Raw genomic sequence first — 24,354 nt, 5'->3', positions numbered from 1 at the left:
TCTACTCGGCCGCATCGGGCGTGGCCAACCCGTGCAGGTTAGCGTAGATACGTGCCGCGAGGGCGTCATTGATGCCTTCCACCTTGGCGATTTCCGCTTCGCCAGCGGCTTTCAGGCCCACCAGGCCACCGAAATGCTTGAGCAGGCTGGCGCGGCGGCGCGGCCCGATGCCGGGGATATCCTCCAGCTTGCTGGTCATCCGTGCCTTCTGGCGGCGCCCACGGTGGCCGGTGATGGCGAAGCGGTGAGCCTCGTCGCGAACCTGCTGGATGAACTGCAGCGCCGGGTTGGCCGCGCCCGGGCGCAGCTCGCGGCCATCGGGCATCACCAGCGCTTCGTGGCCGGCGCGGCGCTCCACGCCCTTGGCCACGCCCACCAGCAGCACGCCTTCCACGCCCAGGTCGGCCAGTGCGGCCTGCGCCTGCGCCAGCTGCCCGGCGCCGCCGTCGATCAGCAGCACGTCCGGCAGCACGCCCTGCTCTTCCACCGCACGGCGGAAGCGGCGGTCGATGGCCTGGCGCATGGCGGCGTAGTCATCGCCCGGCTCGATGCCGCTGATGTTGAAGCGGCGATACTGCGCGCGCACCGGACCGGCGGCGTCGAACACCACGCACGAGGCCACGGTGGCCTCGCCCAGGGTGTGACTGATGTCGAAACATTCAACCCGCTTGACCGGCTCGGCCAGGCCCAGCATCTCGCGCAGTGCGTCGCTGCGCGCCTGCTGCGCGTTGCGGCTGTTGAGTTCGGTGGCCAGGGTCAGCTGCGCGTTGCGGCTGGCCAGTTCCACGTAGCCGGCTCGCTCGCCGCGCACGTTCCACTTCAGCTGCACCTTGCGCTCGGCCGAGGCCGACAGCGCGGCAACCAGCAGGTCGGCATCGGGAATCTCGCGGTCCAGCAGGATCTCGCGCGGCGGCTCGAATTCGATGTAGTACTGCGAAACGAACGCGGCCAGCACTTCCTCCGGGCTTTCCTCGCCGTTGGTGCGCGGGAAGAACGGGCGGGTGCCGAGGTTGCGGCCATCTCGGAAGGCCAGCAGCAGCACGCAGGCCTGCGACCCCTGCATGGCCACCGCCAGCACGTCCAGGTCGGCAGCACGGCCATCCACGTACTGGCGGGTCTGCATGCTGCGCAGCGAGGAAATCAGGTCACGCAGGCGCGCGGCCTGCTCGAATTCCAGTGCCTCGCTGGCGGCCTGCATCTGCTCGCCCAGCTCGCGGGTCAGTTCGTCGCTCTTGCCCTCCAGGAACAGCGCGGCGCGGCGCACCGATTCGGCGTACTCGGCAGGCGCTACCAGCTCCACGCACGGCGCGCTGCAACGGCCGATCTGGTACTGCAGGCACGGCCGCGAACGGTTGCGGAACACGCTGTCCTCGCAGCTGCGCAGCTTGAACAGCTTGTGCATCAGGTTCAGCGTTTCGCGTACCGCGGTCACGCCCGGGTACGGCCCGAAATAGCGGCCGGGAATGGCACGCGGGCCGCGATGCAGCGCGATGCGGGGCCAGTCCTCACGGGTCAGCAGTACATGCGGGTAGGTCTTGTCGTCGCGCAGGGAGACGTTGTAGCGCGGCGAGAGCGATTTGATCAGCTGGTTTTCCAGCAGCAGCGCCTCGGCTTCCGAGCGTGTGACGGTCACGTCCATGCGCGCGATCTGCGAGATCATCGACATGATCCGCGCGTTCTTCGGACTGCCGTTGAAGTAGCTGCCAACGCGATTGCGCAGTGCACGGGCCTTGCCCACATACAGCAGGGTGTCGTCGGCGGCGTACATGCGGTACACGCCGGGCGCGGTGCTGAGCTGGGCCGCGAAGGCCTTGCCGTCGAAGGCCGGGGCGGGAACGTCGGTCATTCGCTGATCGGCACTTCGCTGAGCACGCCGCTGTCGGGATCGAATCGCAGCACGGCATGGGCGTCGGTCTCGGCAATCCACACCGCCCCGGCCCCCACCGCCAGGCCGGCCGGGCCATGCAGGCGACGCGGCAGCGGTTGGGTCGTCAGTTCGCCTCCGCCCAGGCGCAGCGTGCGCAGGCGGCCGTTGCCGGTATCGGCAATCCACAGCAGCGGCGCATCCGGGCTCAGCGCGATGGCCTGCGGGAACTGCAGGCTGGCTTGGGCGCGGGGACCGTCTTCACTGCCGAAGCGCCAGGGCCCCTGCCCGACCAGGGTCTGCACCAGGTCGCCACGCAGCTGAAGCGCGCGGATCGAGGAACCCAGCGCATCGGCCACGTACAGCACCTGCTGCACCACGGCGAGCGCGGTGGGCTGGGCGAAGGCCGCCAGATGGCCGCTGCCATCACGCTCGTCAATGGAGCCGCTGCCGGCGCGCCATTGCAGGCTGCGCTGGCCCAGGTGGTAGCTCCAGATGCGGTTGTCGCCGGCCATCGCGATGTGCAGCTGGTTGTCGGCAATGGCCAAGCCGACCGGGTGGTCCAGCGAGACCTGCCGCGGCTGCGCAACCGGACCTTCCACCGGCGCACCGGGGCGCCCGTTGCCACACAGGGTGTCGACGATGCCGGTCAACAGGTTGATGCGGCGCACGGCATGGTTGCCGGTATCGGCCACGTACAGCGAATCGCGCTCCAGCACCAGCGCCTGCGGGCGATGGAATGCCGCTTCGGCAAGGTTGCCATCCATGAAATCGGCGGTACCGAGGCCGAACTGGCGCAGGATGCGGCCACCGTGGCTGCATTCAAGGATGCGGTGGTGGCCACTGTCGGCGATGTACAGGCGCTCGGTGCTGACTGCCAGCCCCAACGGGAAGCGCAGGGCCTGGCGCGGTTCCGGATGCAGTTCGCTGCCCCCGCGCGACGGCGCCGAAGGGGCTCCCTGGCACAGCGCGTTCAAGGCGCGTTCCAGTTCACCGGGGGCCCCCAGCCCGATCAGCCGTTGCTGCTCCCTGCCCTGTGCATCCAGCAGCACCAGGGTCGGCCAGGCGCTGACGCCGAAGCGGCGCCAGCCATCCCAGTCGGCATCCAGCAGCACAGGCATGGTCAGGCCCTGGCGACGCAGCAGTTTCAGTGCAGCGCTGGCGTCACGTTCGAAATCGAAGCGCGGCACCTGCAGCACCAGCGGCTGCAGCTTGCCCGGATGGCGCGACAGCCATTGGCCGAACTCAGCCAGGCGTTGCGCGCTCCAGGCGGAGGCCGCATTGACGAACAGCAGCGCGACCGGCCGGCCGCGCAGTTCGGTCAGGGTGCAGGGGGTGGCGTTGAGCCAGGTGGCGAACTCGGGCAGGTCCGGGACGGGCTGGACGTTCATGATCCGATTATGCCGGAGTCGGCGTCATGCAACAGTCGTGCCACTGCACGTTTTGCAGCATCGTCGACCAGCGACCAGACCTGTTCGAAATGATCGCTCCCGCCGGTGTACGGATCGGGGATCGCGATCCGCCCCTGCGCGCCGGACCAGGGCAGGTACAGCGCCAGCCGTTCGCGCTGCGCCACCGACGCCAGGCGACCGGCGTCACGCAGGTTGGCCTCGTCGGCACACAGGATCCAGTCGAAACGGTCGAAATCCGCGGCCTGCAGCTGGCGTGCGCGCAGGCTGCCGATGTCCACACCGTGCCCGGCCGCGCAGGCGATCGCGCGCCGGTCCGGTGGCTCGCCCACGTGCCAGTCGCCGGTGCCGGCCGAATCCACCTGCACCCGCCCGGCCAGCGGCGAGGCCTCCAGGCGTGCACGCAGCGCACCTTCGGCCATCGGCGAACGGCAGATGTTGCCGAGGCAGACGACCAGCAGTTTCATCGGGCAGCCAGCGCCTGAAGAAGCGCTTCGGCGCGCTCCAGGTCCTCGGGCGTGTCGATGCCCGGCGGGAATGGTTCGGGCGAGATCGCCACACTGATCGGGTAGCCCGCCTCCAGCACACGCAGCTGCTCCAGCGATTCGACCTGCTCCAGCTGGCCTGGCGGCATCGCCGCGAACCGCTGCAGGAAACCGGCGCGGTAGCCGTAGATGCCGATGTGGCGCAGCCAGTGGTGACCGGCCGGCAGCGCGTCGCGGCTGCGTGCGAAGCCGTCGCGGTGCCAGGCGATCGGCGCGCGGCTGAAGTACATCGCCTCGTTGCGCACGTTGCGCACCAGCTTGACCACGTTCGGGTCGAACAGCGTAGGCGCGTCCTCGACGGCGGTGGCCAGGGTCGACATCGGTGCAGTGCCGTTGGCCAGTACCTCGGCCACGGCGCGGATGCCGGCCGCCGGCGCGAACGGCTCGTCGCCCTGCAGGTTGACCACCACCGTGTCATCGGCCCAGCCGGCAATGCGTGCGCACTCGGCCAGGCGATCGGTGCCGGACGCATGCGACGCAGCGGTCATCGCCACCTTCACCTCGGCCAGCCCGGACAGCGCATCGGCAATGCGCTGATCGTCGGTCGCTACCCAGACCTCCCGGGCGCCGGCCTGCAGCGCGCGGCGCGCCACGTGCAGTACCAGCGGTTCACCCCCCAGCAGGCGCAACGGCTTGCCGGGCAGCCGCGAGGCGGCATAGCGGGCCGGGATGGCGACGACGAATTCGGTCATGGGGCGGTACTCGGCAGGCTCGTTACAAGGGGAATGCGGCCGGCGGCGCGTGAATGCAAGCGCCGCTGCGCCGCTCAGTTCGGTCGCAGCTTGTCCAGGCGGTCAGTCAGCGCCACCCAGAACGCGGCGGGCAACTCGGCGCGCAGCGGAACCGCGTAGTGCCAGTCGTTGCCGAACGCCCGGCATTTCACCGCATCCTTTTCGGTCATCAGTACCGGCAGCTGGCTGCCGAAGGACAGGTCCTGCGGCTGATAGGCCTGGTGGTCGGCGAACGCATGCGGCACGACGCCGATGCCACGCGCGCGCAGCATGTCGAAGAAGCGCTGCGGATGGGCGATGCCGGCCACCGCATGCACGCGCTGGCCCTTGAAGTACGCCAGCGGGCGCGCGCGGCCACCGGCCAGCGGCTGCGCACTGTCGATGTGCAGGGCCATCGGCCACTGGCCGAAGCCACAGGCCTGTGCCGCAGTCTCCTCATCGGCCTGACCGAGATTGACCACGCGGAAATCGCATTCGCTGGCGCGGCTGACCGGCTCGCGCAGCGGCCCGGCCGGAATCATCCGGCCATTGCCATAGCGACGCTGCGCATCGACCACTTCGATCTCGATGTCGCGCGCCAGCCGGTAGTGCTGCAAACCGTCGTCGCAGACGATCACATCGCAGCCGGCCTCGATCAGCGCCTTGCCGGCAGCAACCCGATCACTGTCCACGCGCACCGGCACGCCGGTCTTCCAGGCGATCAGCACCGGCTCGTCACCGCCCTTGGCGGTTGGCGTGTCGGCCTTTACCCACAGCGGCGTGTCGGCATCCTCGCGCCCGTAACCGCGGCTGGCCACGCCCGGCTTCCAGCCGGCGGCACGCAGGCGCTCCACCAGTGCGATGGTCAGCGGCGTCTTGCCAGTGCCACCGGCGGTGATGTTGCCAACCACGATGACCGGCACCGGCAGCGTGTAACGCTTGCGCCAGCCACGCCGATAGGCGCGCCGGCGCAGCGCGGTGACGCCGGCGTACAGCGGTGCCAGCAGGCGCATCGCCCACGGAACCGGGCTGCCGTCGTACCAGTACGCCGGGGTCTGGGTACCCTTGCCGGCCATCAGTCCTGCCTTTCGCGGAACTGCATGCTGTGCAGATGCTGGTACAGGCCGCCCAGCTCGAGCAGCTCCTTGTGCGTGCCGCGTTCAACGATGCGGCCATGGTCCATCACCAGCACCTGGTCGGCATGCTCGATGGTCGACAGCCGGTGCGCGATGACCAGCGTGGTGCGTTCGGGCATCAGGCGCTGCAGCGCGTCCTGTACCAGGCGCTCGGATTCGTTGTCCAGCGCCGCAGTGGCTTCGTCGAGGATCAGGATCGGGGCGTCGCGCAGGATCGCGCGGGCGATCGCCAGGCGCTGGCGCTGGCCACCGGACAGCAGCGCGCCGTTCTCGCCTACCGGCGTCTGCAGCTGCTGCGGCATGCGTGCGATGAACTCCCACGCGTTGGCGGCTTCGGCCGCCGCGCGGATCTGCTCGTCGGTCGCTTCCATGCCATAGGCGATGTTGGCGGCGATTGTGTCATCGAACAGCATCACCTTCTGCCCGACGATCGCCACCTGCCGGCGCAGGTCGGCCAGCGGATAGTGATCCAGCGCCACGCCATCGAGGGTGATGACGCCGCCACTGGGCTCGTAGAAGCGTGGCACCAGCCGGATCAGGCTGGTCTTGCCGCTGCCGGAACGGCCGACAATGGCCGTCACCGTACCCGGCCTGGCAACGAAACTGATGTCGTCCAGGGCGATGCCACTGTCTTCGCGGTAGCGCAGCATGACGTGGTCGAACGCCAGTTCGCCACGCACGCGTTGCACGCGGTGCTGGCCTTCGTCGCGCTCCACCGGCATGTCGAGGATGCCGAACAGGCGCTCGGCGGCGGACACGCCGCGCGAAATCGAGGTCTGCACGCTGGTCAGGCGCCGCAGCGATGGAATGATCGCCATCATCGAGGTCATCAGGCCCATGAACTGGCCGGCATTGAGGCGGCCGGCCAGGGCTTCGCGGGTCGACACCCAGACGATCACCGCCAGCGCCAGTGCGGCCAGGAACTGCACCACGCTGGACGCCGCTGCGCGGGTCACCTCGACCTTCATGTTCAGCGCCAGCATGCGGTTGGCCAGGCGCGAGTAGCGCGAGATCTCATGCTGCTGGGTGCCGTGCACCTTCACTTCCTGCTGCGCCGCCAAGGACTGCTCGGCGGTCTGCGCCATCGTGCCCATGCCGTCCTGGATGCCGCGGCTGATGCGGCGGTAGCGCTTGCCCACGTAGGACACGATGCCACCGATCAGCGGCACCACCAGCAGCATTGCCAAGGTCACCTTGACGCTCATCTGCAGCATCACCGCCAGCATCGCGATGATGGTGAGGGTATCGGCCACCACGGTCTTCAGCGCGTCGGCGCTGGCCTGGGTGACCTGCTCGGTATCGAAGTTCAGGCGGCTGACCATCACCGGCGTCGCTTCGGTATCGAAGTGCGACGACGGCAGGTGCAGGTACTTCTGCAGCACCTGCTCACGCAGGTCGCGGACCACGCTGCGGCCAGTCTTGGCCAGCGTGTAGTCACTGACCCAGGTGGCCACGCTACGCATCAGGAACAGGCCGAGGATGGTCAGCGGCAGGACCACGGCCGCGCGCGGCTGCGGATCGACAAACCCCTCGTTGACCAGCGGCTCCATCAGCTTGGTGAAGTGATAGCCGGCCAGGGCTTCGACCACCATGGCGATGACCGCGCCCACCATGAACACCCAGTAGGTGCGGGTGTAGCCCAGCAGACGTTTGTAGATCGGCCACACCGGCGCGTGTTTGGAACTCATGGACGCACCTCGGGTGCTGTTGCAATGGCAATACGGCGGAAGCCGAGCTGACCGAGCGCATCCTGCGCGGTCACCACGGCCTGATAGGGCGTGCGGGCATCGGCACGCAACAGCACGGGCTGGCTGCGGTCACTGCCGGCCACGGACGCGATGGTCTGCTTGACCGACTCGACGTCGCTGCGCAGCACTTCCTGGTCATTGATGAAATAGCGGCCTTCGGCGTTGATCAGCACGCTGAGCGAACGCGGCGGCTCGTTGTTGGGCTGCTGGCTGGCGGTAGGCAGCTGCACCTGCAGCGTCGAGCGCGCATCGAAGGTGGTGGTGACCACGAAGAAGATGATCAGCACCAGGATGACGTCGATCAGCGGCACCAGATCGATATGCGGCTCATCCTGGGAGCGGTCATTGCCGATACGCATCGATCAGGCCTTCGCCGTCGCGGCGTTGGCCGGTCGCGCCGGCGCGGCCGGGTTCATCACCCCGGGGCGACCGTCGAGCGTGTCCAGCAGGGCACTGGCTTCCTGCTCCATTTCCACCACGTAGCCGTGGATGCGGCCCTTGAAGTAGCGATGGAACATCAGTGCCGGAATGGCCACGATCATGCCCGTGGCGGTGCACACCAGCGCCTTGCCGATACCGCCGGCCAGCTGGTTCACGTCGCCCACCCCATGGTCGAGGATGCCCAGGAACATCTGGATCATGCCGATCACCGTGCCCAGCAGGCCCAGCAGCGGGCCGGCCGAGGCAATGGTGCCCAGCGCGTTGAGGAAACGTTCCATGCGGTGCACCAGGTGGCGGCCGGTGTCCTCGATGCGCTCGCGGATCTGGTCGCGCGGACGATTGCGGGCTTCCAGCGCGGCCGCCAGCAATGCGCCCAGCGGCGAGTTGGCACGCAGGGTCTGCAGGTGCGCCGGGTCAAGCTTGCCGCGTGCGGCCCAGTTGCGCACTTCCTGGCCGAGGCCGGGCGGCATCACTTCAGTCCGCCGCAGGGACCAGAAACGCTCCAGGATGATCGCCAAAGCCAGTACGCCCAACAGCAGCAGCGGCACCATCGGCCAGCCACCGGCCTTGACCAGTTCCCACACGTTTCAACCCTCCGGCCCAACGGCCGCTTGTTCGTTCGGCGATAGGATAGCAGCCGACCGCGCCCGCCCAGCGGCATCCCACCACCGGGATGCGTGGATACGCTGTTCACGCAGCTGCAGCCCTTGTGCACCAAGCCATACGCGGATCGCGCCGGAGTCGGCCGTGGCCAGCACTTCCGCCCCCTGCGCCTGCCAGCGTTGGACCACGTCCTGGCGTGGATGGCCGAAACGGTTGCGGTGGCCGGCCGAAACCACCGCCAACCGTGGCGCCACGGCGGCCACCCACGGCGCGCTGGAGCTGCCACCGCTGCCATGATGCGGCACCAGCACCACATCCGCCTTCAGCGCGGCCGGAGACGACTGCAGCAGCGTCCGCTCGGCCGGTCGGCCGATGTCACCCGGCAGCAGGACCACGCCGTGGTGGCTGGCGATGCGCAGCACGCAGCTGTCTTCGTTCTCAGCCTCACGGCTGCCCGGCGCCGGGTGCAGGACCTGGAAATCTACCCCGTCCCACTGCCAGCGCAGCCCCTGCTGGCAGGGCGTCGCGCCGGCGATGGTGCTGCCCGGTGGCGCCAGCAGCTGCAGTCCGGACAGCTGCCGTCGCAGGCTGGACAGGCTGCCGGTGTGATCAAGATGGTCATGGCTGAGCATCACCTGCCGGGGCGGCGCCTGGCCGAGCGCGCGCAGGGCCGGGACCAGAATGCGCTCGCTGCCCTCGCCGCCGGTCGGAGGCCCTACGTCGTACCAGAGCGCGTGCCGCGCTGTACGCACCAGCACCGCTGTGCCCTGCCCCACATCGTGCACCAGCAGCTCCAGTTCCCCCTCGGCCGGTGCATGCCGCGCCGGCCACAACAGCGGCAGGCACAGCAGCAGGCCCGCCAGGCCACCGCCGGCGCCGCGTGGCAGCAGCCACCAGAACACCCCCGCCAATGCCGCCGGTACGGCCCAGCGCGGCGCCTCGGCCAACCACCACATGGCCTGCGGGTGCAGCGCCAGTGGCTGCAGCGCCTGCCAGCTCAGCTCGAACAGCCAGGCCGCAGCACGCCAGGACCAGCGGCCGGCTCCCTCGTGCAGCGCATGCAGCCCCGTACCCAGCAACGACAACGGCACCACCAGCAACGTCCACCACGGAATGATCGGCAGGTTGACCAGCGGCCCCAACCGCGCGGTGCCGCCGAACAGGGCCACGCACAGCGGCAACAGGCCGAGGCTGGCCACGCCCTGGGCGGCCAGGAAGCCACGCAGGCCCCCACCGGCGCCCTCTGGCCCGGTTCGCGGCAGGCACCACAGCAGCCACAGGACCCCGCCAAAGCTGAGCCAGAAGCCGGCCGACAACACCGACAGCGGCGCCGGCAGCAGCATCACCATCGCGGCCAGGGCCAACCCCTGCCCCGCACCCACCGGGCGACGTCCGGCACGGGCCAGTGCCACCAGCCCGATCATCAGCGCCGCGCGCACCGTTGGCAGCGCGCCGCCGGCGGCCACGGCATAGGCGGCTGCGGCCAGCGCTGCACCCCATGCCGCCGCCTGTGGCCGTGGCCAGCAATGTCCCAGCACCGGGCACAGCCACCACGACAAGCGGCACAGCAGTACCCCGAAGCCCGCCACCACGCCCACGTGAAAACCGGAAATGGCGACCAGATGGGTCAGGCCCAGCGCGCGCAGGTGCTCCCAGTCGGCATCGGACAGCCCGCGGGTATCGCCCAGCGCCAAGGCCTGCACGAACCGCGCGGCAGGATGTGCCACCTGCGTAGCGATGGCGTCACTGCTGCGCTCGCGCCAGGCTGGCAGGCCCTGCGCAGGCGCGCGCTCACGCGCAGCCCCCGGGTCGCGTACCGTGCCATTGCCGGAGATGCCGCGCAGCAAGGCATGGCGTTCGCCGTCGAAGCCGCCGGGATTGATCCGCGAACGTGGCGCACGCACGCGCAGCGGCAACTGCCAATGCGATCCCGCACGAACCGCATGCCGCCCACCCTCGGCCTCGTGCGCTGACGACCCGCGCCACGGATCGTTCCAGGTGACCTGCAGGCGCTTGCCGCGCAGCGCTGGCAGCGCATCGGCCTCATCCACGTGCAACACGAAACGGGTGTAGCCGGGCCCCCGCTGCGGAAGATCGGCGACTCGTCCGCTCACCCGCACATCCTGCGGCGGCGCGCCGGGTGGCAGCTGGCCGTGCAGCGCCCAATGCCCGTGCAATGTGGCCCATGCCAGGCCGAGCACGATTGCAGCCCAGGGGCGGCCGCGCCAGCGCAGCAGCCAGCCCGCGCCGCCGGCAACCGCCATCGGCGCGCTCAGCCACAGCGGCAGCAGCGCCGGCATCTGCACGCAGGCCAGCGCGCCCAGCACCAGGCCGGCAGCGCAGCCGGGGCCGAACAGGGCCGGCGCGGAACGTTCGGAAGCCATTCCATCAGCCTGCCGCCAGGCGCTACAGGCTGCCTATCAGGGTTTCCCCCGCGCGGCTGTCAGCGCCGGACGGTGCCGCGATGGAAGTTGACCCGGAAGCTGGCACCACCGCCGGTGGCCTCGCCGACACTGACCGAGCCGCCGTGATGCTGCACGATTTCCTTCACCAGATGCAGGCCGAGGCCACTGCCGCTGCCCGCCGCGCGCAGGCGATGGAACGGCTCGAAGATCGCTTCACGGTCACTCACCGGAATACCGGCGCCCTGATCGCTGACTTCCAGAAGGCCACGTGCATCCAGGCGCACGCAGATGGTGCCGCGCCCGCCGCCGTGGACGATGGCGTTGTGCACCAGGTTGGCGATCACCCGCCCCAGCGCCAGGCTGTCGCCATGGATCCACACGGGCGACTCCGGCGCATCCACCTCGAAGCCATAGCCGGCGCCGACCACCAGTGGCGCCAGATCGGCGGCCGCTTCACGCACCAGCAGCGCCAGATCCAGCCGCTGCAGTGCGCCGACATTGCGATCGAGCCGCTGCAGGTCAAGCAGGTGCTCGGCGACGTTGCCGAGCCGCGCCACGTCGGTCAGCAGCTGCGATTTCAGCTCACCCTGCGGCAGCTGCGACAAGCGCGCCTGTACCACTGCAATCGGCACCCGCAGCTCGTGCGCGGCATCGGCGAGGAACTTGTCACGTGCTGCATAGCCCTGCTGCACCTTGTCGATCGCGTCGTTGAAAGCTTCCACCAGCGGCGCGACCTCGGTCGACACCAGCTGCGCATCCAGCCGCGCACCCGGCTGGCCGATATCCAGCTCCTTGGCCTGCTGTGCGGACCGACGCACGCCGCGCATCGCACGGTGGATCACGGTCGGCATCACCAGCAGCGTGATCACGATCAGCGGCAGGAAGAACCACAGGCCGATCAGGCGCAGCACCATCAGTGCGCCGTCCAGCAGCCCGCCCTTCGGTGCCCCGCCCACCATCACCGTGATGCGCCGCCCATCCTCGTTGCGGATCATCACCCGCGCAACGTCCAGATAGGGCGGCACCAGTGAACCCAGTTCGGTGGCGCCCACTGTCGGCAAGCGTGCCAGCAACGGGGCGTGGACCGCAGGAATCGTGCCGCGCTCCAGCCACGTGCCCCTGTCATCAACCGCCGCGAACCAGAGGTTGCCCCCCGCCCCGGCATTGAGCCTGTCCCAGCGCGCCTGGTCCAGTACCAGCCGGCCGCCTTCGCTGTGCACGGCTTTGGCTACCGCCTCGGCCGTGAACATGTCCATTCCCCAAGTGTCCTTGTCGCCCCAGGTCAGGATCAACGCGACCACCGCGAACAACACAGTGAAGGCCTGCGCCAGGAACAACCGCCAGGCCAGGCCGAGCGTGATGGAGCGGATCGGTCGGGTCATCTCACGCCTCCGCCAGCAGATAGCCGACGCCGCGGATCACATGGATCTCCACACCAGCCCCGGCCTGCTGCAGCGCCTTGCGCAGCTTGGAAATGTGCGCGTCGAGTGCATTGGACTGGATCTCGTCATCAAACCCGTACACCGCCGCTTCCAGCGCGCTGCGTGTGACCGTGCGCCCCTGGCGCATCGCCAGCGCCTGCAGCACCAGCACCTGGCGCCGGGGCAGTGCCAGCGGCTGGCCTCCCACCTGCGCCTGCAGCGATTCGAAGTCGAATTCCAGCCGCCCCAGGTGCAGGCGCGGCGTCACCATCGCCGAGGGCCGCCGTGAGACTGCACGGATCCGCGCCATCAGTTCCTCGATCGCCACTGGCTTCACTAGGTAGTCATCGGCCCCCACATCCAGGCCCTCGACCTTGTCTGACAACGTGCCCTTGGCGGTCAGCATGATCACCGCCAGGTTAGGCCGCAGTGCACGCGCGGTGGCGACGAACGCCGCGCCATCGCCATCGGGCAGCTGGCGGTCGAGCAACATCAACTGGTGTACCGGTTCGCGCAGCGCGATCGTAGCTTCGGCCAGGCTTCCGACCACGTCGGCGACCACGCCCTGCCGCTCCAGGCCCGATTGCAGGGCTCGGGACAGATCGGGATCGTCTTCGACCAGGAGGATGCGCATCAGGGGGTTCGGCTACCGGAAACGCTGCCGATCATAGTGCCTTGCGCCGGGTTTGGGCGCCTTCGCATGCCGATTGCCGACGCGCAATGTTCTGACAATGTTGCGCCCGCACCATGCACAGCCATCCTCCGCAAAGTGGCTGATCGATGCCGTTGCTGCCCCCGACCCTGCTGCGCCTGTTGCTGTTCTCCGCTGCCATCAGCTTTCCGTTGGCCGCCAACCAGCGGTTCGGCGATGCAGTAAAGGACAGCCCGATGGCGCGGCGTGGGACACAGACGTCGGCCTTCGTTTCCCTGATGCGCTCGTTCTGAGCGAGCGCCCGTTACAGACAAGGACACCCCTCATGGCCTGCGTCTCCGCCCCCCTCGAAGCCCATGCGATCCTGTGTGCTCCCGACCTGGACAGCGCAGAACGTGCGTATCTGGGCCTTATGCCCGATCTGGAGCATGTGGATGCGCTGGCCCGCCGCGCACTCGGGCTTTCGCGCGTCGCCGATGCGGCACGCACCTACGCGCTGTCGATGACCCTGGTCGGGCTGCGCCTGCAGGAACTTGAGATGAGCGAAGCGACCGCAAAGGAGCACCGCCAGGCTACGCTGCACAGCCTGCGGCAGGTCTTCAACGCCTGAGCGCAGGGGCACGATGGCTCAGCGGAAGGTGGCCCAGGCCAGCACCGCAGCCAGCAGAGCTACCCAGACCACGGCCTTGAAGGTGCCTTCCAGCATGTTGCCGCCGAACAGCAGCTCGACGAATGGATTGGTCCGGGGAGCCGGAACATGCTCGCTCATCTGAGACGGATCCTGAGAGTGGTAGGGACGCGCACGCCACGGCGACGCGCGGAACGTCTGCTTAACAACTCGCGCCGCAGTTCGGGTATGTTCCGGACAACGCTGCGTTCAAGGATGATCAATGCTCAAGCGCGCCCTGGTTCCTGTTGCTGCCCTGCTGCTGTCGGCGTTGATCATCGCGCTGGGATGGCAGAACCGCCAGTTGCGGCAGATCAACGAGCAGATGGCCGCCCAGCTGCAGGCCATGCAGCATGAGGCGCATGGCCTGGCGCTGGGCACGCGTGCCGATACGTTGGCATTGAAAACCACCCAGCGCACCCGGGTGATGATCGGCGGCGAACGCAGCACTGCCCAGATCCTGTACTTCTTTTCCACCGCCTGCCGCTATTGCCTGGCCTCGATGCCGCAGCTGCAGCAGATTGCTGGCGGACGTGGCACCAGCGAGCTGGTCGGCGTGGGCCTTCCTCCCTACGATGAACTGGCCGACTACGCCGGCAAGCACGATCTGCGCTTCCCGATTGCCATCGACAGCGACGGCGATGCCGCCAGACGCTACCGCGCCACGGTCACACCGATGCTGGTGGTGCTGGCTGCAGATGGCAGCGTGGCCTACAAACACGTCGGCCAGCTCGATGAGCAGGTCGTGCAGGCCGCCATGAAGTCGCTGGCGCCTCGCCTTGCATTGCACTGAGGCGCCACGCGCCCGATCCGCGCGCCCGCCCTCGCCTCCAGATTCGCGCCACAACCGGCACTCCGGTGCCTTCGGCAACTGCAACACCAACGCCAACCAAGGAGATACACATGATCGGAAAGAAGGTCCTTTCGTCCGTCGCCGGTATCGTCGTTGTCGCCGCGCTGTCGTTCGGCGCGTCCCAGGCCTTTGCGAAGCCAACCAAGGCTGGCTTCGCGCCGGGCTGCACCTACACGCCGGGCTGCGTTTTCGGCGGCAACGGGACAATCGGTGGTACCCGCATCTGCTGCCAGCCGAACTGACCTGTGCAAGGCCGTCCCGCAAACGGCCTACACCGTGCATTTCCACACCTGAAGGAGCCACGCATGATCGGTAAGAAGAAGCTGTTCTCGTCTGTCGCCGGTATCGTCGTTGTCGCGGCCATGGCCTTCGGCACCAGCCAGGCCTTTGCCGTTGCGCCCCAGACCGGCTATGCGCCCGGTTGCGAGCCGCATCCGAGCTGCCCGTTCGGCAACTCCGGCAAGCCTGGCCAGGTGCTGTGCTGTGATCCGCTGTAATCGAAGCCGAGCTGCGGGTCGCCAGCGCTGACCCAGCGCAGCGGTGTTGATCGGCGCCCACCCGCATTGGGCATCGCGCCGGGCCGTCTCTTGGGGCGGCCCGGCACTTCCGGCCCCGGATTCATCCTTCCCCGGGCGCCTTGGCGCGCGCTTTACCGGCTTTCGTCGCATACCGGTTTCACACCGCAGGGGGCAGTGCCACGCTGGACTCCCTTCTCCGGAGCACCGTGCCATGCCGATGCTTGCCCTGCTGCTGTTGTGCGCTGGCCTGTTCGGCCGCGATACCGACGCCGGGGATGCTTCCCTGCGCAGCCAGATCCTGCAGGCCGAGGCTGGGCAGGCAGGAGCATCTCCAATGCCGGATGAGAAAGCAGACCCGGCCACCCTTCAGCTTTACCGGCTGCGCCAGGATCGCGTGCTGCGCGTGGGCAACCAGCCCCTGCGGGCGGACACCCCGCAGCAGCGCACCGGCTCGGCACGCGTTGCGCAGGTCTGGGAACGCGTGGACGGGCATTGGCGGCTGCAGCGCATGATCAGCATCGACGAATGGGTGGCCCAACGCTGACCGCTGGCTGCAGCCCACTGGCGCAAACGAAAAAAGCCGGCCCGGGGCCGGCTTTCATTCTGATCCACCGTTGCACCGGCAGTGCCGGGAGCCAGGTGGTGGGCGGTACAGGGTTCGAACCTGTGACCCCTACCATGTCAAGGTAGTGCTCTACCGCTGAGCTAACCGCCCATCTTGTTCTTGCCGCCCGAAAGCTGGCCTTGCTACGTAAAAACCCGGCGCCAGGGCCGGGCTTTGCATTTCACGACAGCCCTCTTCCGAAGACTTCGTGGTGGGCGGTACAGGGTTCGAACCTGTGACCCCTACCATGTCAAGGTAGTGCTCTACCGCTGAGCTAACCGCCCGTTTTTGCTTCTGAACGTTCGCGATTGCGTCGGTGCAGGCCGCGTATATTACGTATGCCCGCCGTGAAGTGCAATACTCTCGTGAAGAAGATGCTGCACTGCCGCGTTCAGCCCAGACTCGCCTCCTTCAGCTGCCTGATCTGGTCGCGCACGCGGGCCGCGTCCTCGAATTCGAGGTCCTTCGCATGCTGGTACATCTGCTGTTCCAGCGCCTTGAGACGGGACGCCAGCTGGGCCGGGCTGAGCGAGCGATAGTCGCCCCCGTCCTCGGCCACGCCAGGCCTGCCCTTGCCCTTGCCCTTCTTCGCTTCCTTCTCTGCCGCATCCGAACGCGCGCCTTCCAGTACGTCGACGATCGGGCGCGCCACCGAGCGCGGCACGATGCCATGTTGCTCGTTGTACTCGACCTGTTTGGCACGACGGCGGTCAGTCTCATCGATCGCGGCCTGCATCGAACGGGTGATCTTGTCCGCATACAGGATCGCCTTGCCACGCACGTTGCGCGCGGCACGGCCGATGGTCTGGATCAGCGAACCGGTGGAACGCAGGAAGCCCTCCTTGTCGGCATCAAGGATCGCCACCAGCGATACCTCGGGCATGTCCAGGCCTTCGCGCAGCAGGTTGATGCCGACCAGCACGTCGAACTTGCCCAGCCGCAGGTCGCGGATGATCTCCACGCGCTCGACCGTGTCCACGTCCGAGTGCAGGTAGCGCACGCGGATACCATGTTCGGTGAGGTATTCCGTGAGATTCTCGGCCATGCGCTTGGTCAGCGTGGTAACCAGCACGCGGTCGCCCGCCTTGATGCGCGCGTTGGCCTCGCTCATCAGGTCGTCGACCTGGGTACCGACCGGGCGGATCTCCACCACCGGGTCGATCAGGCCGGTCGGGCGCACCACCAGTTCGGTGATCTCGTCACCGGCTTCACGCAGTTCATAGGGCCCGGGCGTGGCCGACACGTAGATGCTGCGCGGGCAGCGCTCCTCCCACTCCTCGAAGCGCAGCGGGCGGTTGTCCAGCGCCGACGGCAGGCGGAAACCGAATTCGACCAGGGTCTCCTTGCGCGAGCGGTCGCCCTTGAACATGGCGCCGATCTGCGGAATGGTCACGTGCGATTCGTCGATCACCAGCAGTGCATCCGGCGGCAGGTAATCGAACAGGGTCGGTGGCGGCTCGCCGGCATTCTTGCCGGTCAGATGCCGGGAGTAGTTCTCGATGCCGTTGCAGTAGCCAACCTCGGCCATCATTTCCAGGTCAAACTGGGTGCGCTGGGCCAGGCGCTGCGCCTCCACCAGCTTGTTCTGCGCGTACAGCTGCTCCAGCCGCTCCTTCAGCTCCACCTTGATCGTCTCGATCGCTGCCAGCACGCGCTCGCGCGTGGTCGCGTAGTGTGTCTTCGGATAAACAGTGAAACGCTGCATGTTGCGCAGCGTCTCGCCGGTCAGCGGGTCGAACAGTGTGATCTTCTCGACCTCGCCATCGAAAAGTTCCAGGCGCAGCGCCTCGCTGTCCGACTCGGCCGGGAACACGTCGATCACTTCGCCACGCACGCGGAACGTACCGCGCTGCAGCTCGTACTCGTTGCGCGTGTACTGCAGCTGGGTGAGGTGATTGATCAGGTCGCGCTGGTCGATGCGCTCGCCCTTGGACAGGATCAGGCGCAGCGACAGATAGTCCTCGGGTGCACCCAGGCCATAGATCGCCGACACCGTGGCCACCACGATCGCATCCGGGCGCGACAGCAGGGTCTTGGTCGCCGCCAGCCGCATCTGCTCGATGTGCTCGTTGATCGAACTGTCCTTTTCGATGAAGGTGTCCGACGACGGCACGTAGGCTTCCGGCTGGTAGTAATCGTAGTAGCTGACGAAGTACTCCACCGCGTTGTGCGGGAAGAATGCCTTGAACTCACCGTACAGCTGCGCCGCCAGCGTCTTGTTCGGCGCCATGATCAGCGTCGGCTTCTGCACGTTCTGGATGACGTTGGCGATGGTGTAGGTCTTGCCCGAACCGGTGACGCCCAGCAGGGTCTGCTTGGCGATGCCCGCTTCGAAGTTGCTGGTCAGCTTTGCGATGGCATCAGGCTGGTCGCCTGCCGGCGAATACGGCGAGACGAGTTCAAAACGGTCGCTCATGGTGTTGCCAGTTCCCGGGAAGGGTGAGTATACGGGGCAAGCGGTGACGGCCAGCTGAGGGGTTTCCGGGCAGGCAGCCGCGGCGTTGGCCGATGGTGAATGCGCGAGCACGGAACGAGGCTGGAGGCATGTCTCTTCGTCTTCGCCCTGCCCGGCTCCATCGCGGCCTCCATCTGATCGAGCTACTGACCGCCGTCATGGTGCTGTCTGTCCTGCTGGCTTTGGCGTGGGGCCCCTGGCAACGCACGCTGCGGCACTTCCAGGCGGAAACGCTGCGCGCCGAACTGGTCGCGAGCCTGTCGATGGCACGCAACGCCGCCATCACCAAACGCCGCCGCGTGACGGTCTGCGGTTCGTCGGACGGCATGAGATGTGACCAGGCATGGAGCCAGGGCTGGCGGGTACAGGTCGAACCGGCCAACAGCGCAACCGGCGCCGGAAGGGAACTGCGCGTGCACAGGGCACGCCAGCGTCATGTCGACCTGCGCACCAGCGATCATCGGCCCGACATACGGTTCCGGCCCGACGGCCGCAATGCCGGCACCAACCAGTCCATCGTGCTGTGCATGAATGGACAGGAGCACAGCCGCGTCATCATCAGCGTCCCCGGACGGGTCAGGAGCCAGCGCCCGCGCAGGCCGATCCCCTGCTGAAAACTGAAATGCCATCGCGGAAACGAAAAAAACCGCGATTTCTCGCGGCTTTTTCGAATCTGGCGCCCGAAGTTGGACTCGAACCAACGACCCCCTGATTAACAGTCAAGTGCTCTAACCGGCTGAGCTATTCGGGCGGGGTGCGCATTTTAGCCAGCGTTTGGCGGCCAGCGCAAGCCCTTTTTCCAGCCGCGATGCTCAACCGCTACCAGCACTCCGCATTGGTCTTCTTGTCCGGCGTCTTGCGTCCGGCCTGATCCAGCGTCAGCGTGCCGCACACATCCTTGTCCTGGCCGGCTTCCGGCACCGCCTGCAGCGTGTAGGTGCTGGCCGTGGCCTTGCCGTTCAGGGACAGCGTGTAGCGCTTGTTGCCCTGTCGCGGCGACTGGTTGAACGGCAGTGAGAAACCGTCATAGCTGTTCTGCACCGTATGGTAGCGCTCGAGCAGCTGTGCGATCTCGACCAGATCAGCCTTGGCCAGGGCCCGGTTGGTCTTCAGCACATGACGCTGGTAGGACGGCAGGGCTACAGCTGCCAGAACGGCGATCACGGCTACGGTGATCATCAGCTCGATCAGGGTGAACCCAGCTGCAAAGCGGCGGTTTGAGGGTGCGTGCATGGGCGATCTCATGTTCATGGTCATCAGCGGATCTGCCGCCAGGACTGGCGACCGCAGGCACGCTGGCCGTATGCAGTATCCGCGCCCGGAGTGTTCAGCGTCACGATGCACCGGTCAATCGAACCATCGACCGAGCACTTCGGATCGCTGGGGTCGCAGCCCTTGCGCATCGATGTACTGACTTGTGTATCCAGCACAGGAGCCCCCGTCGCGACGTCGCCGCCGCGAGTCAACGCCCCGGCGCCACAGTTCGCGCCACACAGCGGATCCCCCCCCACTTCGTCGGTAAGGCCGCCCATCGCGGGCTGGCCGGTGGCCATGTTCAGCCGATAGCGCCAGTTGACGCCACCACCTGTACCGCAGACGGACTGTCCAGGCACATACGTGGTGAACATCACGGTGCCACCCTGCAACGTCGGATATCCAAAGAAGCGCTCACCCTCCACCGTGGTATCCACGATCAGATCAACGTACCAGCCACGCTTTGTTGAATAGTCCACCGCGTTGCTGGATATGTCGCGGAATGCTGCACCATTGGCACTGATCGACTGCCCCACCAGCACGTCGCGGCTGGAGATCGCGTCGCTGAGGTTGTCCCATATTCCGTACAGCGTCTGCACAGGTGAATTGCGGGTAACGGCGTTGTCATCGGCGGTGAAATAACGACCGGTACCGAAGAACAGGCTGACGCCCCCACCCGGCCCCGCAGACGTCTGGATCGCTCCGGTGATCGGTTGCGCCACCGCGCTGCGCATGGCGGTGAACAGTGGTGTACCGCTGAGCGACACATTCCATGCCGTGGGGTCGCCCCCCCGCAGATCGAAGCGCCAGATGTTGCCCTGCATGTCACCACCGTACACGGTATCGGCCAGGCTGCTGCTGTTGTGCAGTGCCACCGCTGTGACGTGGTTGAGGCCATTGGCGATCGCGTACTTGCCCCCGCTCGGATACAGGCGCTTGAGTACCTCACCGCTCTGGATGTCGACCACATACAACACAGGACGGCCCGTACTCGAATTGACGCCGTTACCGAACAGTGCAACAAATCGCGGCGCGCCGTTCGGATCAGTGCCAGCGACAGGCACCACCACCGGCTTGCCGAACGCGAAGCCCATGTCCGATTCGGTCTTGCCGGAAATCTCCCACAGCACGTTGCCGCTGTTGAACGCCGTTGGATTGCTGATATCCAGCGCAAACACCGAGCCGTTACCGACTGCCGTGGCGGACGGGCCGCGCGTGGCACCGCCACCGCCGGTGGTCCCTACCAGTACCGTATGCCACGCCTCGCCGTAGTGGACGTCGGATGCCGTCAGTCCGCCGTCAACGTAGTAGCGATGGCCATAGGCAGGGTTGGCCAGTTCGGCCATGTGCTGCAGCGACGTGGAGGGAATGTAGGCGAACTGTTCAGTGCCGGCCGCGGTTCCGGTGCCGGCATTGAATCCGTGCAGCATGCCGTCGTTGGCCCCGACATAGACCATTGAGGGCGGGCCGCCAGACGCAGTCTTCGATGTCAGATAGGCCTTGTAGCGGGTACCGAGTGTGGTCTTCCAGCCTATCCCGCCCTGCTCCTTCCAGGATGTATAGCCGTAGTCATCCCGGGTGGAAACAATCTCGACGCTGGAATTGACGATGTCGCCGAGCAGTACACTGCGCGGACGGAACCCGCTGACCGGTGAACCACGCAGATAGCTGACAAGATCGGCAACCGTATGCGAACCGAACCAGTTGGGAACGGTATTGAGCCCAAGGTTGCCCAGTTTCTCGGCGCGGTCGCGGCCGGGAATGTTGTCCGCAGTGAAATCTGCCGCTGCTACAGGAATCAACTGATTGGACTTGTTCACAAAAGTCGGCGCAGTCGACACCACGATATTGCGGCCCGAAGCGCTCATCCTGGTCGACGCCCGCCACAGCTCAGGGCCGACTTCGCCATTGGAGAGGGTCTGACGGGCGATGAGATCGCCAGTCCAGTCATTGGATCCCGACGGTACCGTGTAGTGCGCCGAGACGGTGAAGGAACCTGCGTTGACCCGGGCGCCAGTCGCGCTGCCCCCCACCGGCGCCTCGCCCGCGGCAGCACTGTCGAAGATCGACTCCAGCGCAGACTTCAGCTTGGCCGGATTGCGCGCCAGGAAATAGTTGTCCGGCACGCCAGGCACCTTGCTGTCCCATTTCTTGCCAGCCGGCACGCCATACTTGGCGGCGTACCACAGCGGGCTCTCCAACTGATTGGCCTGGCCGCTTCCCAGGCGGTAGCGCAGGACAATGGCACCTGTCCATTCTGCCGGAGGAGCCGAGGTGGTCGTCAGCACCGAACCGTTCTTGTCGCCGGGCCGCAGTACCAGTCGCTGCACGTTGTCGGCCGCGTTCGAACCCACGATCGTGTAGCCGGTGAGCATCGCGTTGCCGGCATAGGCAGAGAGATTCTCAATGCGGACCAGCACCTCATCGCTGCCCACGGTATTGCGTACAGCATTGTTGCTGCACTCCGCACTGCTGGAGCGCCAGCAGATGTTGCGGAAATTCGTGTTGTCGCCGTCGTTGCAGGTAGCGCCCACGCAGTAGCTGAGCATGGAGACCACGTCGTTGTCGTGGTCATTGCCCCACAACGAGTCTTCCCATACCAGCGAGAAACTGCCAGCCTTGCCGTCTGCGCGATAAGTTCGTCCATAGACGAAATTCGGCGAGACCGTAGACTGTTTGGTGCCGATACCAACAGAACCGAGGAAGCAACTGCGCCAGCCATTGCTGGTGATTTTTGCCGTACCGGTATTGTTGGCCTGGCACAGTGGGGCCAGGGTGATCTTGCCGTTGCCCACCGGAATCTCGAACTTGGGCAGGCTCTCAGCCATGGCCACGGTATAGGTGGTCGCAGTGAGCTTGTAGGTATCCGGCTTGTTCTGCACGCCCGGACGAAGGTCGGTCTCGGCCGCGGCCTTTGACAAGCCCGCCATCAGGTAGCTGCCTTCCGTGGAAGGCACATCCGGGCAGATGCCACGCACCAGCGACAGGCCAGTAACCTTGGCCGCGCGACAGATGTCCTCATGGGTATTGATCGAGGCATAGCGCTCGGTCAGGCCGACGCGGCCAGCCATGTAACTGCCACCAGTAATGCCTTCAAGATTGCCGATCGCATCCGTTGCCGACGCCGCAGGTGCCAGGCCATTGATCGACCCGATGTTGTCGCTATCGAACGACGGCAGGCCTGAGGACATCACCAGGATGTTGCAGGTGGCGCAGTAGGAGTTGCCGCCATCGTTCGGGGAGCGGTAGGGATCCTTCCAGGCAACCGCATTGGGCAGCCCGCTCAGGTCTCCGGACGCACTGTAGATGCCCTTGGTTTCACCCTTGATGTAGCGCACAGCTTCGGCATACATCTCGGCCAGGGGATTGCCCCAGGCACTGCACTTCTTCGAGGCATTGCCCGGATCGGTCAGATTACCTCTGTCACCGAAGCCCTGTCGGTTGAGGATGCTGTAGTCGTTGCAGTCATTCCAGTTATTGCTCCAGTTCCACTGGTCGATACGGAAGTTGGAGATGGTATTGATGATGCCTTCCGCACCACCGGACAAGCTGTTACAGAACTGACCGTTGGACAGGTTGATTTCGTCGCCGGCCGCACAGAATCCGGTGCCGTTGCCTGCGATCTTTCCGATGTTCCGCCGCACCACGCCACCATCGCGCGGATTGACATAGGTACCCGTGACCAGACCGAAGCGAAGACGGCCGCTTTCGCCATACGACTGCAGCAGCCCAGCCGGTTTCAGATAGTCCCTTGTGCCATCGTTGTACTTGCGGCAGAACGCCTCCGGGAAAGCTCCGCTGCCACTGGCGCAGACCTCAACCCGGACGTTGAAGTTGGTGGCAGAGCCAGGTGAATCAGCCTTGCCTTCATCGCTTCGGCCGGTGATGCACTGGCGGCTGGCGGTGGCCGCCCACTCGCCCCAGTTGCCCGACGCAGCGCGCATCAGCGGTGCACCACCGGATTCGATGGTGGCGTTGCAGAAGGACATGGTGGTCTTGTACGGGGTGAAACTGTTGATATCACTGCCGCTGTATACCTTTACCCACGCGTGCAGATCGTTGGGGATCTGCGCGCGCTCCAGCACGGTGCTGGCGGCGCTGTCGGTGATGCGATGGCCGCCGTACAGCACGTAGCGCATCACGTCCAGGCGACTCATCGTTGCCCAGTTCAGGAAATTGCCGGACCAGCTTCCACCGCAGCTGTGCTTCCAGGTGCCGCCGGCCTGTGCACTGGCCTTGAACTGGCCGCTGGCGTAGGAATAGCAGAGGTTGGAATCGAAGTAACCGGAGTAATCGAACTTGTCCTGGTATGTGGTGTCGAGGGTGCCATCCTCATCCAGGTCGCTGTAATCGCTGTAGGCCTTGTTGAACAGCTGCTCGTCGCGCGACATCACCATCATCATCAGCGGCGGCTGGGTCTTCTTGCTGTACAACGGCTCCTGCGCGATGTCGTAGTCGCCAAGCGCAGCGAACAGCGGGTAGACCAACGCCCCCACCCCAGCCAGCACGGCAACGGCAGCGCCCGCGCGCAGCCAGGGAGTCGAGACGATGCGGGAGAAGCGGCGCGAAGTGTTCATGGAATGAAGATCGTATCGATGACAGCGCTGGAAGATGGATTGGCCGGATCGTCACTGGCCAGGACGGTGATCTGGTAGATGTTTTCGGTCTCTTCGTTCTTCCGGCCCCCGAGGCCGGTCCCTCCGCCGCCCATCACGCACTTATCAAGGCGCCGGGTATGGATTGCCGCAGCCGCAGTCTTGCCATCGGCCCAGGTTGCCGGGTCGAACACCGGACTGCATTCTTCCTGGTTGGCCTCGAAAACGCCGCCGCTTTCGATGGCTGTCTTGATGGCCGCCTCCTGGGTACGCACGTCGGCTTCAGCGTTCTGGAAGGCCTGATTGGAACGCAGGTAGTTGGCCGCCATGCGCTCCTGCATACCGGTAACCTGCATGCCGGCGATGCCGATAAGAGCCAGCAGGATCAACATGATCAGGGCGACATACAGCACAGCGCCTCGCTGCTGCCGGCGTGCTGTGAAGGAAGGAAGACGCGGGCGTGTGTACATGCGA

General features: G+C 66.4%; 22 protein-coding genes, 3 tRNA genes and 1 pseudogene. 7 read left to right on the top strand and 19 right to left on the bottom strand.

The window, feature by feature from the left end; all coding sequences use genetic code 11:
* Nucleotide 1: 1 nt before the first annotated feature.
* From uvrC to R5H29_RS17610, 11 genes are all read right to left on the bottom strand, one after another.
* The gene (gene uvrC, locus R5H29_RS17660) at nt 2-1,846 is read right to left on the bottom strand and encodes an excinuclease ABC subunit UvrC (protein WP_171952228.1); all 1,845 of its coding nucleotides are present in this window, start codon (nt 1,844-1,846) and stop codon (nt 2-4) included.
* The gene (locus tag R5H29_RS17655; RefSeq protein WP_019658993.1) at nt 1,843-3,255 is read right to left on the bottom strand and encodes a hypothetical protein; all 1,413 of its coding nucleotides are present in this window, start codon (nt 3,253-3,255) and stop codon (nt 1,843-1,845) included. Before R5H29_RS17655 ends, uvrC begins: the two co-directional genes overlap by 4 nt.
* Nucleotides 3,252-3,740 carry a low molecular weight protein-tyrosine-phosphatase gene (locus R5H29_RS17650; protein WP_134729530.1) on the bottom strand — a complete coding sequence of 163 codons (489 nt, stop codon included), beginning with the start codon at nt 3,738-3,740 and terminating at the stop codon, nt 3,252-3,254. Before R5H29_RS17650 ends, R5H29_RS17655 begins: the two co-directional genes overlap by 4 nt.
* On the bottom strand, nt 3,737-4,510 hold the full coding sequence (gene kdsB / locus R5H29_RS17645; protein ID WP_329841644.1) for a 3-deoxy-manno-octulosonate cytidylyltransferase: 774 nt from the start codon (nt 4,508-4,510) through the stop codon (nt 3,737-3,739). The genes R5H29_RS17650 and kdsB overlap by 4 nt, the downstream gene beginning before the upstream one ends.
* Before the next feature lie 74 nt (nt 4,511-4,584).
* Nucleotides 4,585-5,604, bottom strand: a complete 1,020-nt coding sequence (lpxK, locus tag R5H29_RS17640; RefSeq protein ID WP_134734906.1) for a tetraacyldisaccharide 4'-kinase — start codon at nt 5,602-5,604, stop codon at nt 4,585-4,587.
* Entirely contained in the window at nt 5,604-7,352 is a 1,749-nt protein-coding gene (msbA, locus tag R5H29_RS17635) for a lipid A export permease/ATP-binding protein MsbA (RefSeq protein WP_332329545.1), read from the bottom strand. Before msbA ends, lpxK begins: the two co-directional genes overlap by 1 nt.
* Nucleotides 7,349-7,771, bottom strand: a complete 423-nt coding sequence (locus R5H29_RS17630) for a biopolymer transporter ExbD (RefSeq protein WP_005415977.1) — start codon at nt 7,769-7,771, stop codon at nt 7,349-7,351. The genes msbA and R5H29_RS17630 overlap by 4 nt, the downstream gene beginning before the upstream one ends.
* 3 nt (nt 7,772-7,774) lie before the next feature.
* On the bottom strand, nt 7,775-8,437 hold the full coding sequence (locus R5H29_RS17625) for a MotA/TolQ/ExbB proton channel family protein (RefSeq protein ID WP_134729523.1): 663 nt from the start codon (nt 8,435-8,437) through the stop codon (nt 7,775-7,777).
* A 3-nt stretch (nt 8,438-8,440) separates the two neighbouring features.
* The gene (locus R5H29_RS17620; protein WP_332329544.1) at nt 8,441-10,840 is read right to left on the bottom strand and encodes a DNA internalization-related competence protein ComEC/Rec2; all 2,400 of its coding nucleotides are present in this window, start codon (nt 10,838-10,840) and stop codon (nt 8,441-8,443) included.
* Nucleotides 10,841-10,899: 59 nt separating this feature from the next.
* Entirely contained in the window at nt 10,900-12,243 is a 1,344-nt protein-coding gene (locus R5H29_RS17615; RefSeq protein WP_021203594.1) for a HAMP domain-containing sensor histidine kinase, read from the bottom strand.
* A gap of 1 nt (nt 12,244) precedes the next feature.
* Entirely contained in the window at nt 12,245-12,916 is a 672-nt protein-coding gene (locus R5H29_RS17610) for a response regulator transcription factor (protein WP_019659002.1), read from the bottom strand.
* Nucleotides 12,917-13,125: 209 nt separating this feature from the next.
* Here R5H29_RS17610 and R5H29_RS17605 point away from each other — a divergent pair.
* Both R5H29_RS17605 and R5H29_RS17600 read left to right on the top strand, forming a co-directional pair.
* Nucleotides 13,126-13,227: pseudogene (locus tag R5H29_RS17605) on the top strand (MipA/OmpV family protein); the annotation flags it as partial.
* A 32-nt stretch (nt 13,228-13,259) separates the two neighbouring features.
* Nucleotides 13,260-13,544 carry a hypothetical protein gene (locus R5H29_RS17600; RefSeq protein ID WP_019659004.1) on the top strand — a complete coding sequence of 95 codons (285 nt, stop codon included), beginning with the start codon at nt 13,260-13,262 and terminating at the stop codon, nt 13,542-13,544.
* A gap of 18 nt (nt 13,545-13,562) precedes the next feature.
* On the opposite strand, the gene R5H29_RS17595 is transcribed toward R5H29_RS17600, so the two are convergent.
* Nucleotides 13,563-13,703: a hypothetical protein gene (locus tag R5H29_RS17595; RefSeq protein ID WP_021203593.1), complete on the bottom strand. Its 141-nt coding sequence runs from the start codon at nt 13,701-13,703 to the stop codon at nt 13,563-13,565.
* Nucleotides 13,704-13,824: 121 nt separating this feature from the next.
* Here R5H29_RS17595 and R5H29_RS17590 point away from each other — a divergent pair, with 121 nt between their 5' ends.
* The 4 genes from R5H29_RS17590 (at nt 13,825) to R5H29_RS17575 (ending at nt 15,516) form a co-directional block, all read left to right on the top strand.
* Entirely contained in the window at nt 13,825-14,394 is a 570-nt protein-coding gene (locus R5H29_RS17590; protein ID WP_019659006.1) for a peroxiredoxin, read from the top strand.
* Nucleotides 14,395-14,504: 110 nt separating this feature from the next.
* Entirely contained in the window at nt 14,505-14,696 is a 192-nt protein-coding gene (locus R5H29_RS17585) for a hypothetical protein (protein ID WP_019659007.1), read from the top strand.
* A gap of 63 nt (nt 14,697-14,759) precedes the next feature.
* Nucleotides 14,760-14,951 carry a hypothetical protein gene (locus tag R5H29_RS17580; RefSeq protein ID WP_332329543.1) on the top strand — a complete coding sequence of 64 codons (192 nt, stop codon included), beginning with the start codon at nt 14,760-14,762 and terminating at the stop codon, nt 14,949-14,951.
* A gap of 232 nt (nt 14,952-15,183) precedes the next feature.
* A complete protein-coding gene (locus tag R5H29_RS17575; RefSeq protein WP_021203592.1) occupies nt 15,184-15,516 on the top strand; it encodes a hypothetical protein in 333 nt (110 codons plus the stop codon).
* Nucleotides 15,517-15,612: 96 nt separating this feature from the next.
* Here the strand turns inward: R5H29_RS17575 and R5H29_RS17570 are convergent.
* The 3 genes from R5H29_RS17570 to uvrB form a co-directional block, all read right to left on the bottom strand.
* Nucleotides 15,613-15,687 (bottom strand) — tRNA-Val (locus R5H29_RS17570).
* Between the two features lie 98 nt (nt 15,688-15,785).
* Nucleotides 15,786-15,860, bottom strand: a tRNA-Val gene (locus R5H29_RS17565).
* A gap of 107 nt (nt 15,861-15,967) precedes the next feature.
* Entirely contained in the window at nt 15,968-17,992 is a 2,025-nt protein-coding gene (gene uvrB / locus R5H29_RS17560) for an excinuclease ABC subunit UvrB (protein ID WP_155029239.1), read from the bottom strand.
* Nucleotides 17,993-18,120: 128 nt separating this feature from the next.
* On the opposite strand from uvrB, the gene R5H29_RS17555 reads away from it, so the two are divergent.
* Nucleotides 18,121-18,645, top strand: coding sequence for a GspH/FimT family pseudopilin (locus R5H29_RS17555; RefSeq protein WP_171952234.1), 525 nt, complete (start codon nt 18,121-18,123; stop codon nt 18,643-18,645).
* Between the two features lie 60 nt (nt 18,646-18,705).
* Here the strand turns inward: R5H29_RS17555 and R5H29_RS17550 are convergent.
* The 4 genes from R5H29_RS17550 to R5H29_RS17535 form a co-directional block, all read right to left on the bottom strand.
* A tRNA-Asn gene (locus R5H29_RS17550) sits at nt 18,706-18,782 on the bottom strand.
* 68 nt (nt 18,783-18,850) lie between these two features.
* Nucleotides 18,851-19,264 carry a type IV pilin protein gene (locus tag R5H29_RS17545; RefSeq protein WP_010486092.1) on the bottom strand — a complete coding sequence of 138 codons (414 nt, stop codon included), beginning with the start codon at nt 19,262-19,264 and terminating at the stop codon, nt 18,851-18,853.
* Nucleotides 19,265-19,287: 23 nt separating this feature from the next.
* Nucleotides 19,288-23,862 (bottom strand): pilus assembly protein, encoded by a 4,575-nt coding sequence (locus R5H29_RS17540; protein WP_125893531.1) that lies wholly within the window; start codon nt 23,860-23,862, stop codon nt 19,288-19,290.
* Entirely contained in the window at nt 23,859-24,350 is a 492-nt protein-coding gene (locus R5H29_RS17535) for a PilX N-terminal domain-containing pilus assembly protein (protein ID WP_029380064.1), read from the bottom strand. Before R5H29_RS17535 ends, R5H29_RS17540 begins: the two co-directional genes overlap by 4 nt.
* Between the last annotated feature and the right edge of the window lie 4 nt (nt 24,351-24,354).

It is taken from the genome of Stenotrophomonas sp. A3_2 (genome assembly GCF_036624925.1).
GTDB classification, from domain to species: Bacteria; Pseudomonadota; Gammaproteobacteria; order Xanthomonadales; family Xanthomonadaceae; genus Stenotrophomonas; species Stenotrophomonas hibiscicola.
The sequence above is the reverse complement of the archived record's forward strand: the minus strand, read 5'-3'. Positions and strand labels throughout refer to the sequence as shown.

Bases quoted from the DNA above. Each gene is read 5' to 3' on its own strand.
- uvrC (WP_171952228.1), bottom strand. From the start codon at position 1,846: ATGACCGACGTTCCCGCCCCGGCCTTCGACGGCAAGGCCTTCGCGGCC.
- R5H29_RS17655 (WP_019658993.1), bottom strand. From the start codon at position 3,255: ATGAACGTCCAGCCCGTCCCGGACCTGCCCGAGTTCGCCACCTGGCTC.
- R5H29_RS17650 (WP_134729530.1), bottom strand. From the start codon at position 3,740: ATGAAACTGCTGGTCGTCTGCCTCGGCAACATCTGCCGTTCGCCGATG.
- kdsB (WP_329841644.1), bottom strand. From the start codon at position 4,510: ATGACCGAATTCGTCGTCGCCATCCCGGCCCGCTATGCCGCCTCGCGG.
- lpxK (WP_134734906.1), bottom strand. From the start codon at position 5,604: ATGGCCGGCAAGGGTACCCAGACCCCGGCGTACTGGTACGACGGCAGC.
- msbA (WP_332329545.1), bottom strand. From the start codon at position 7,352: ATGAGTTCCAAACACGCGCCGGTGTGGCCGATCTACAAACGTCTGCTG.
- R5H29_RS17630 (WP_005415977.1), bottom strand. From the start codon at position 7,771: ATGCGTATCGGCAATGACCGCTCCCAGGATGAGCCGCATATCGATCTG.
- R5H29_RS17620 (WP_332329544.1), bottom strand. From the start codon at position 10,840: ATGGCTTCCGAACGTTCCGCGCCGGCCCTGTTCGGCCCCGGCTGCGCT.
- R5H29_RS17615 (WP_021203594.1), bottom strand. From the start codon at position 12,243: ATGACCCGACCGATCCGCTCCATCACGCTCGGCCTGGCCTGGCGGTTG.
- R5H29_RS17610 (WP_019659002.1), bottom strand. From the start codon at position 12,916: ATGCGCATCCTCCTGGTCGAAGACGATCCCGATCTGTCCCGAGCCCTG.
- R5H29_RS17600 (WP_019659004.1), top strand. From the start codon at position 13,260: ATGGCCTGCGTCTCCGCCCCCCTCGAAGCCCATGCGATCCTGTGTGCT.
- R5H29_RS17595 (WP_021203593.1), bottom strand. From the start codon at position 13,703: ATGAGCGAGCATGTTCCGGCTCCCCGGACCAATCCATTCGTCGAGCTG.
- R5H29_RS17590 (WP_019659006.1), top strand. From the start codon at position 13,825: ATGCTCAAGCGCGCCCTGGTTCCTGTTGCTGCCCTGCTGCTGTCGGCG.
- R5H29_RS17585 (WP_019659007.1), top strand. From the start codon at position 14,505: ATGATCGGAAAGAAGGTCCTTTCGTCCGTCGCCGGTATCGTCGTTGTC.
- R5H29_RS17580 (WP_332329543.1), top strand. From the start codon at position 14,760: ATGATCGGTAAGAAGAAGCTGTTCTCGTCTGTCGCCGGTATCGTCGTT.
- R5H29_RS17575 (WP_021203592.1), top strand. From the start codon at position 15,184: ATGCCGATGCTTGCCCTGCTGCTGTTGTGCGCTGGCCTGTTCGGCCGC.
- uvrB (WP_155029239.1), bottom strand. From the start codon at position 17,992: ATGAGCGACCGTTTTGAACTCGTCTCGCCGTATTCGCCGGCAGGCGAC.
- R5H29_RS17555 (WP_171952234.1), top strand. From the start codon at position 18,121: ATGTCTCTTCGTCTTCGCCCTGCCCGGCTCCATCGCGGCCTCCATCTG.
- R5H29_RS17545 (WP_010486092.1), bottom strand. From the start codon at position 19,264: ATGCACGCACCCTCAAACCGCCGCTTTGCAGCTGGGTTCACCCTGATC.
- R5H29_RS17540 (WP_125893531.1), bottom strand. From the start codon at position 23,862: ATGAACACTTCGCGCCGCTTCTCCCGCATCGTCTCGACTCCCTGGCTG.
- R5H29_RS17535 (WP_029380064.1), bottom strand. From the start codon at position 24,350: ATGTACACACGCCCGCGTCTTCCTTCCTTCACAGCACGCCGGCAGCAG.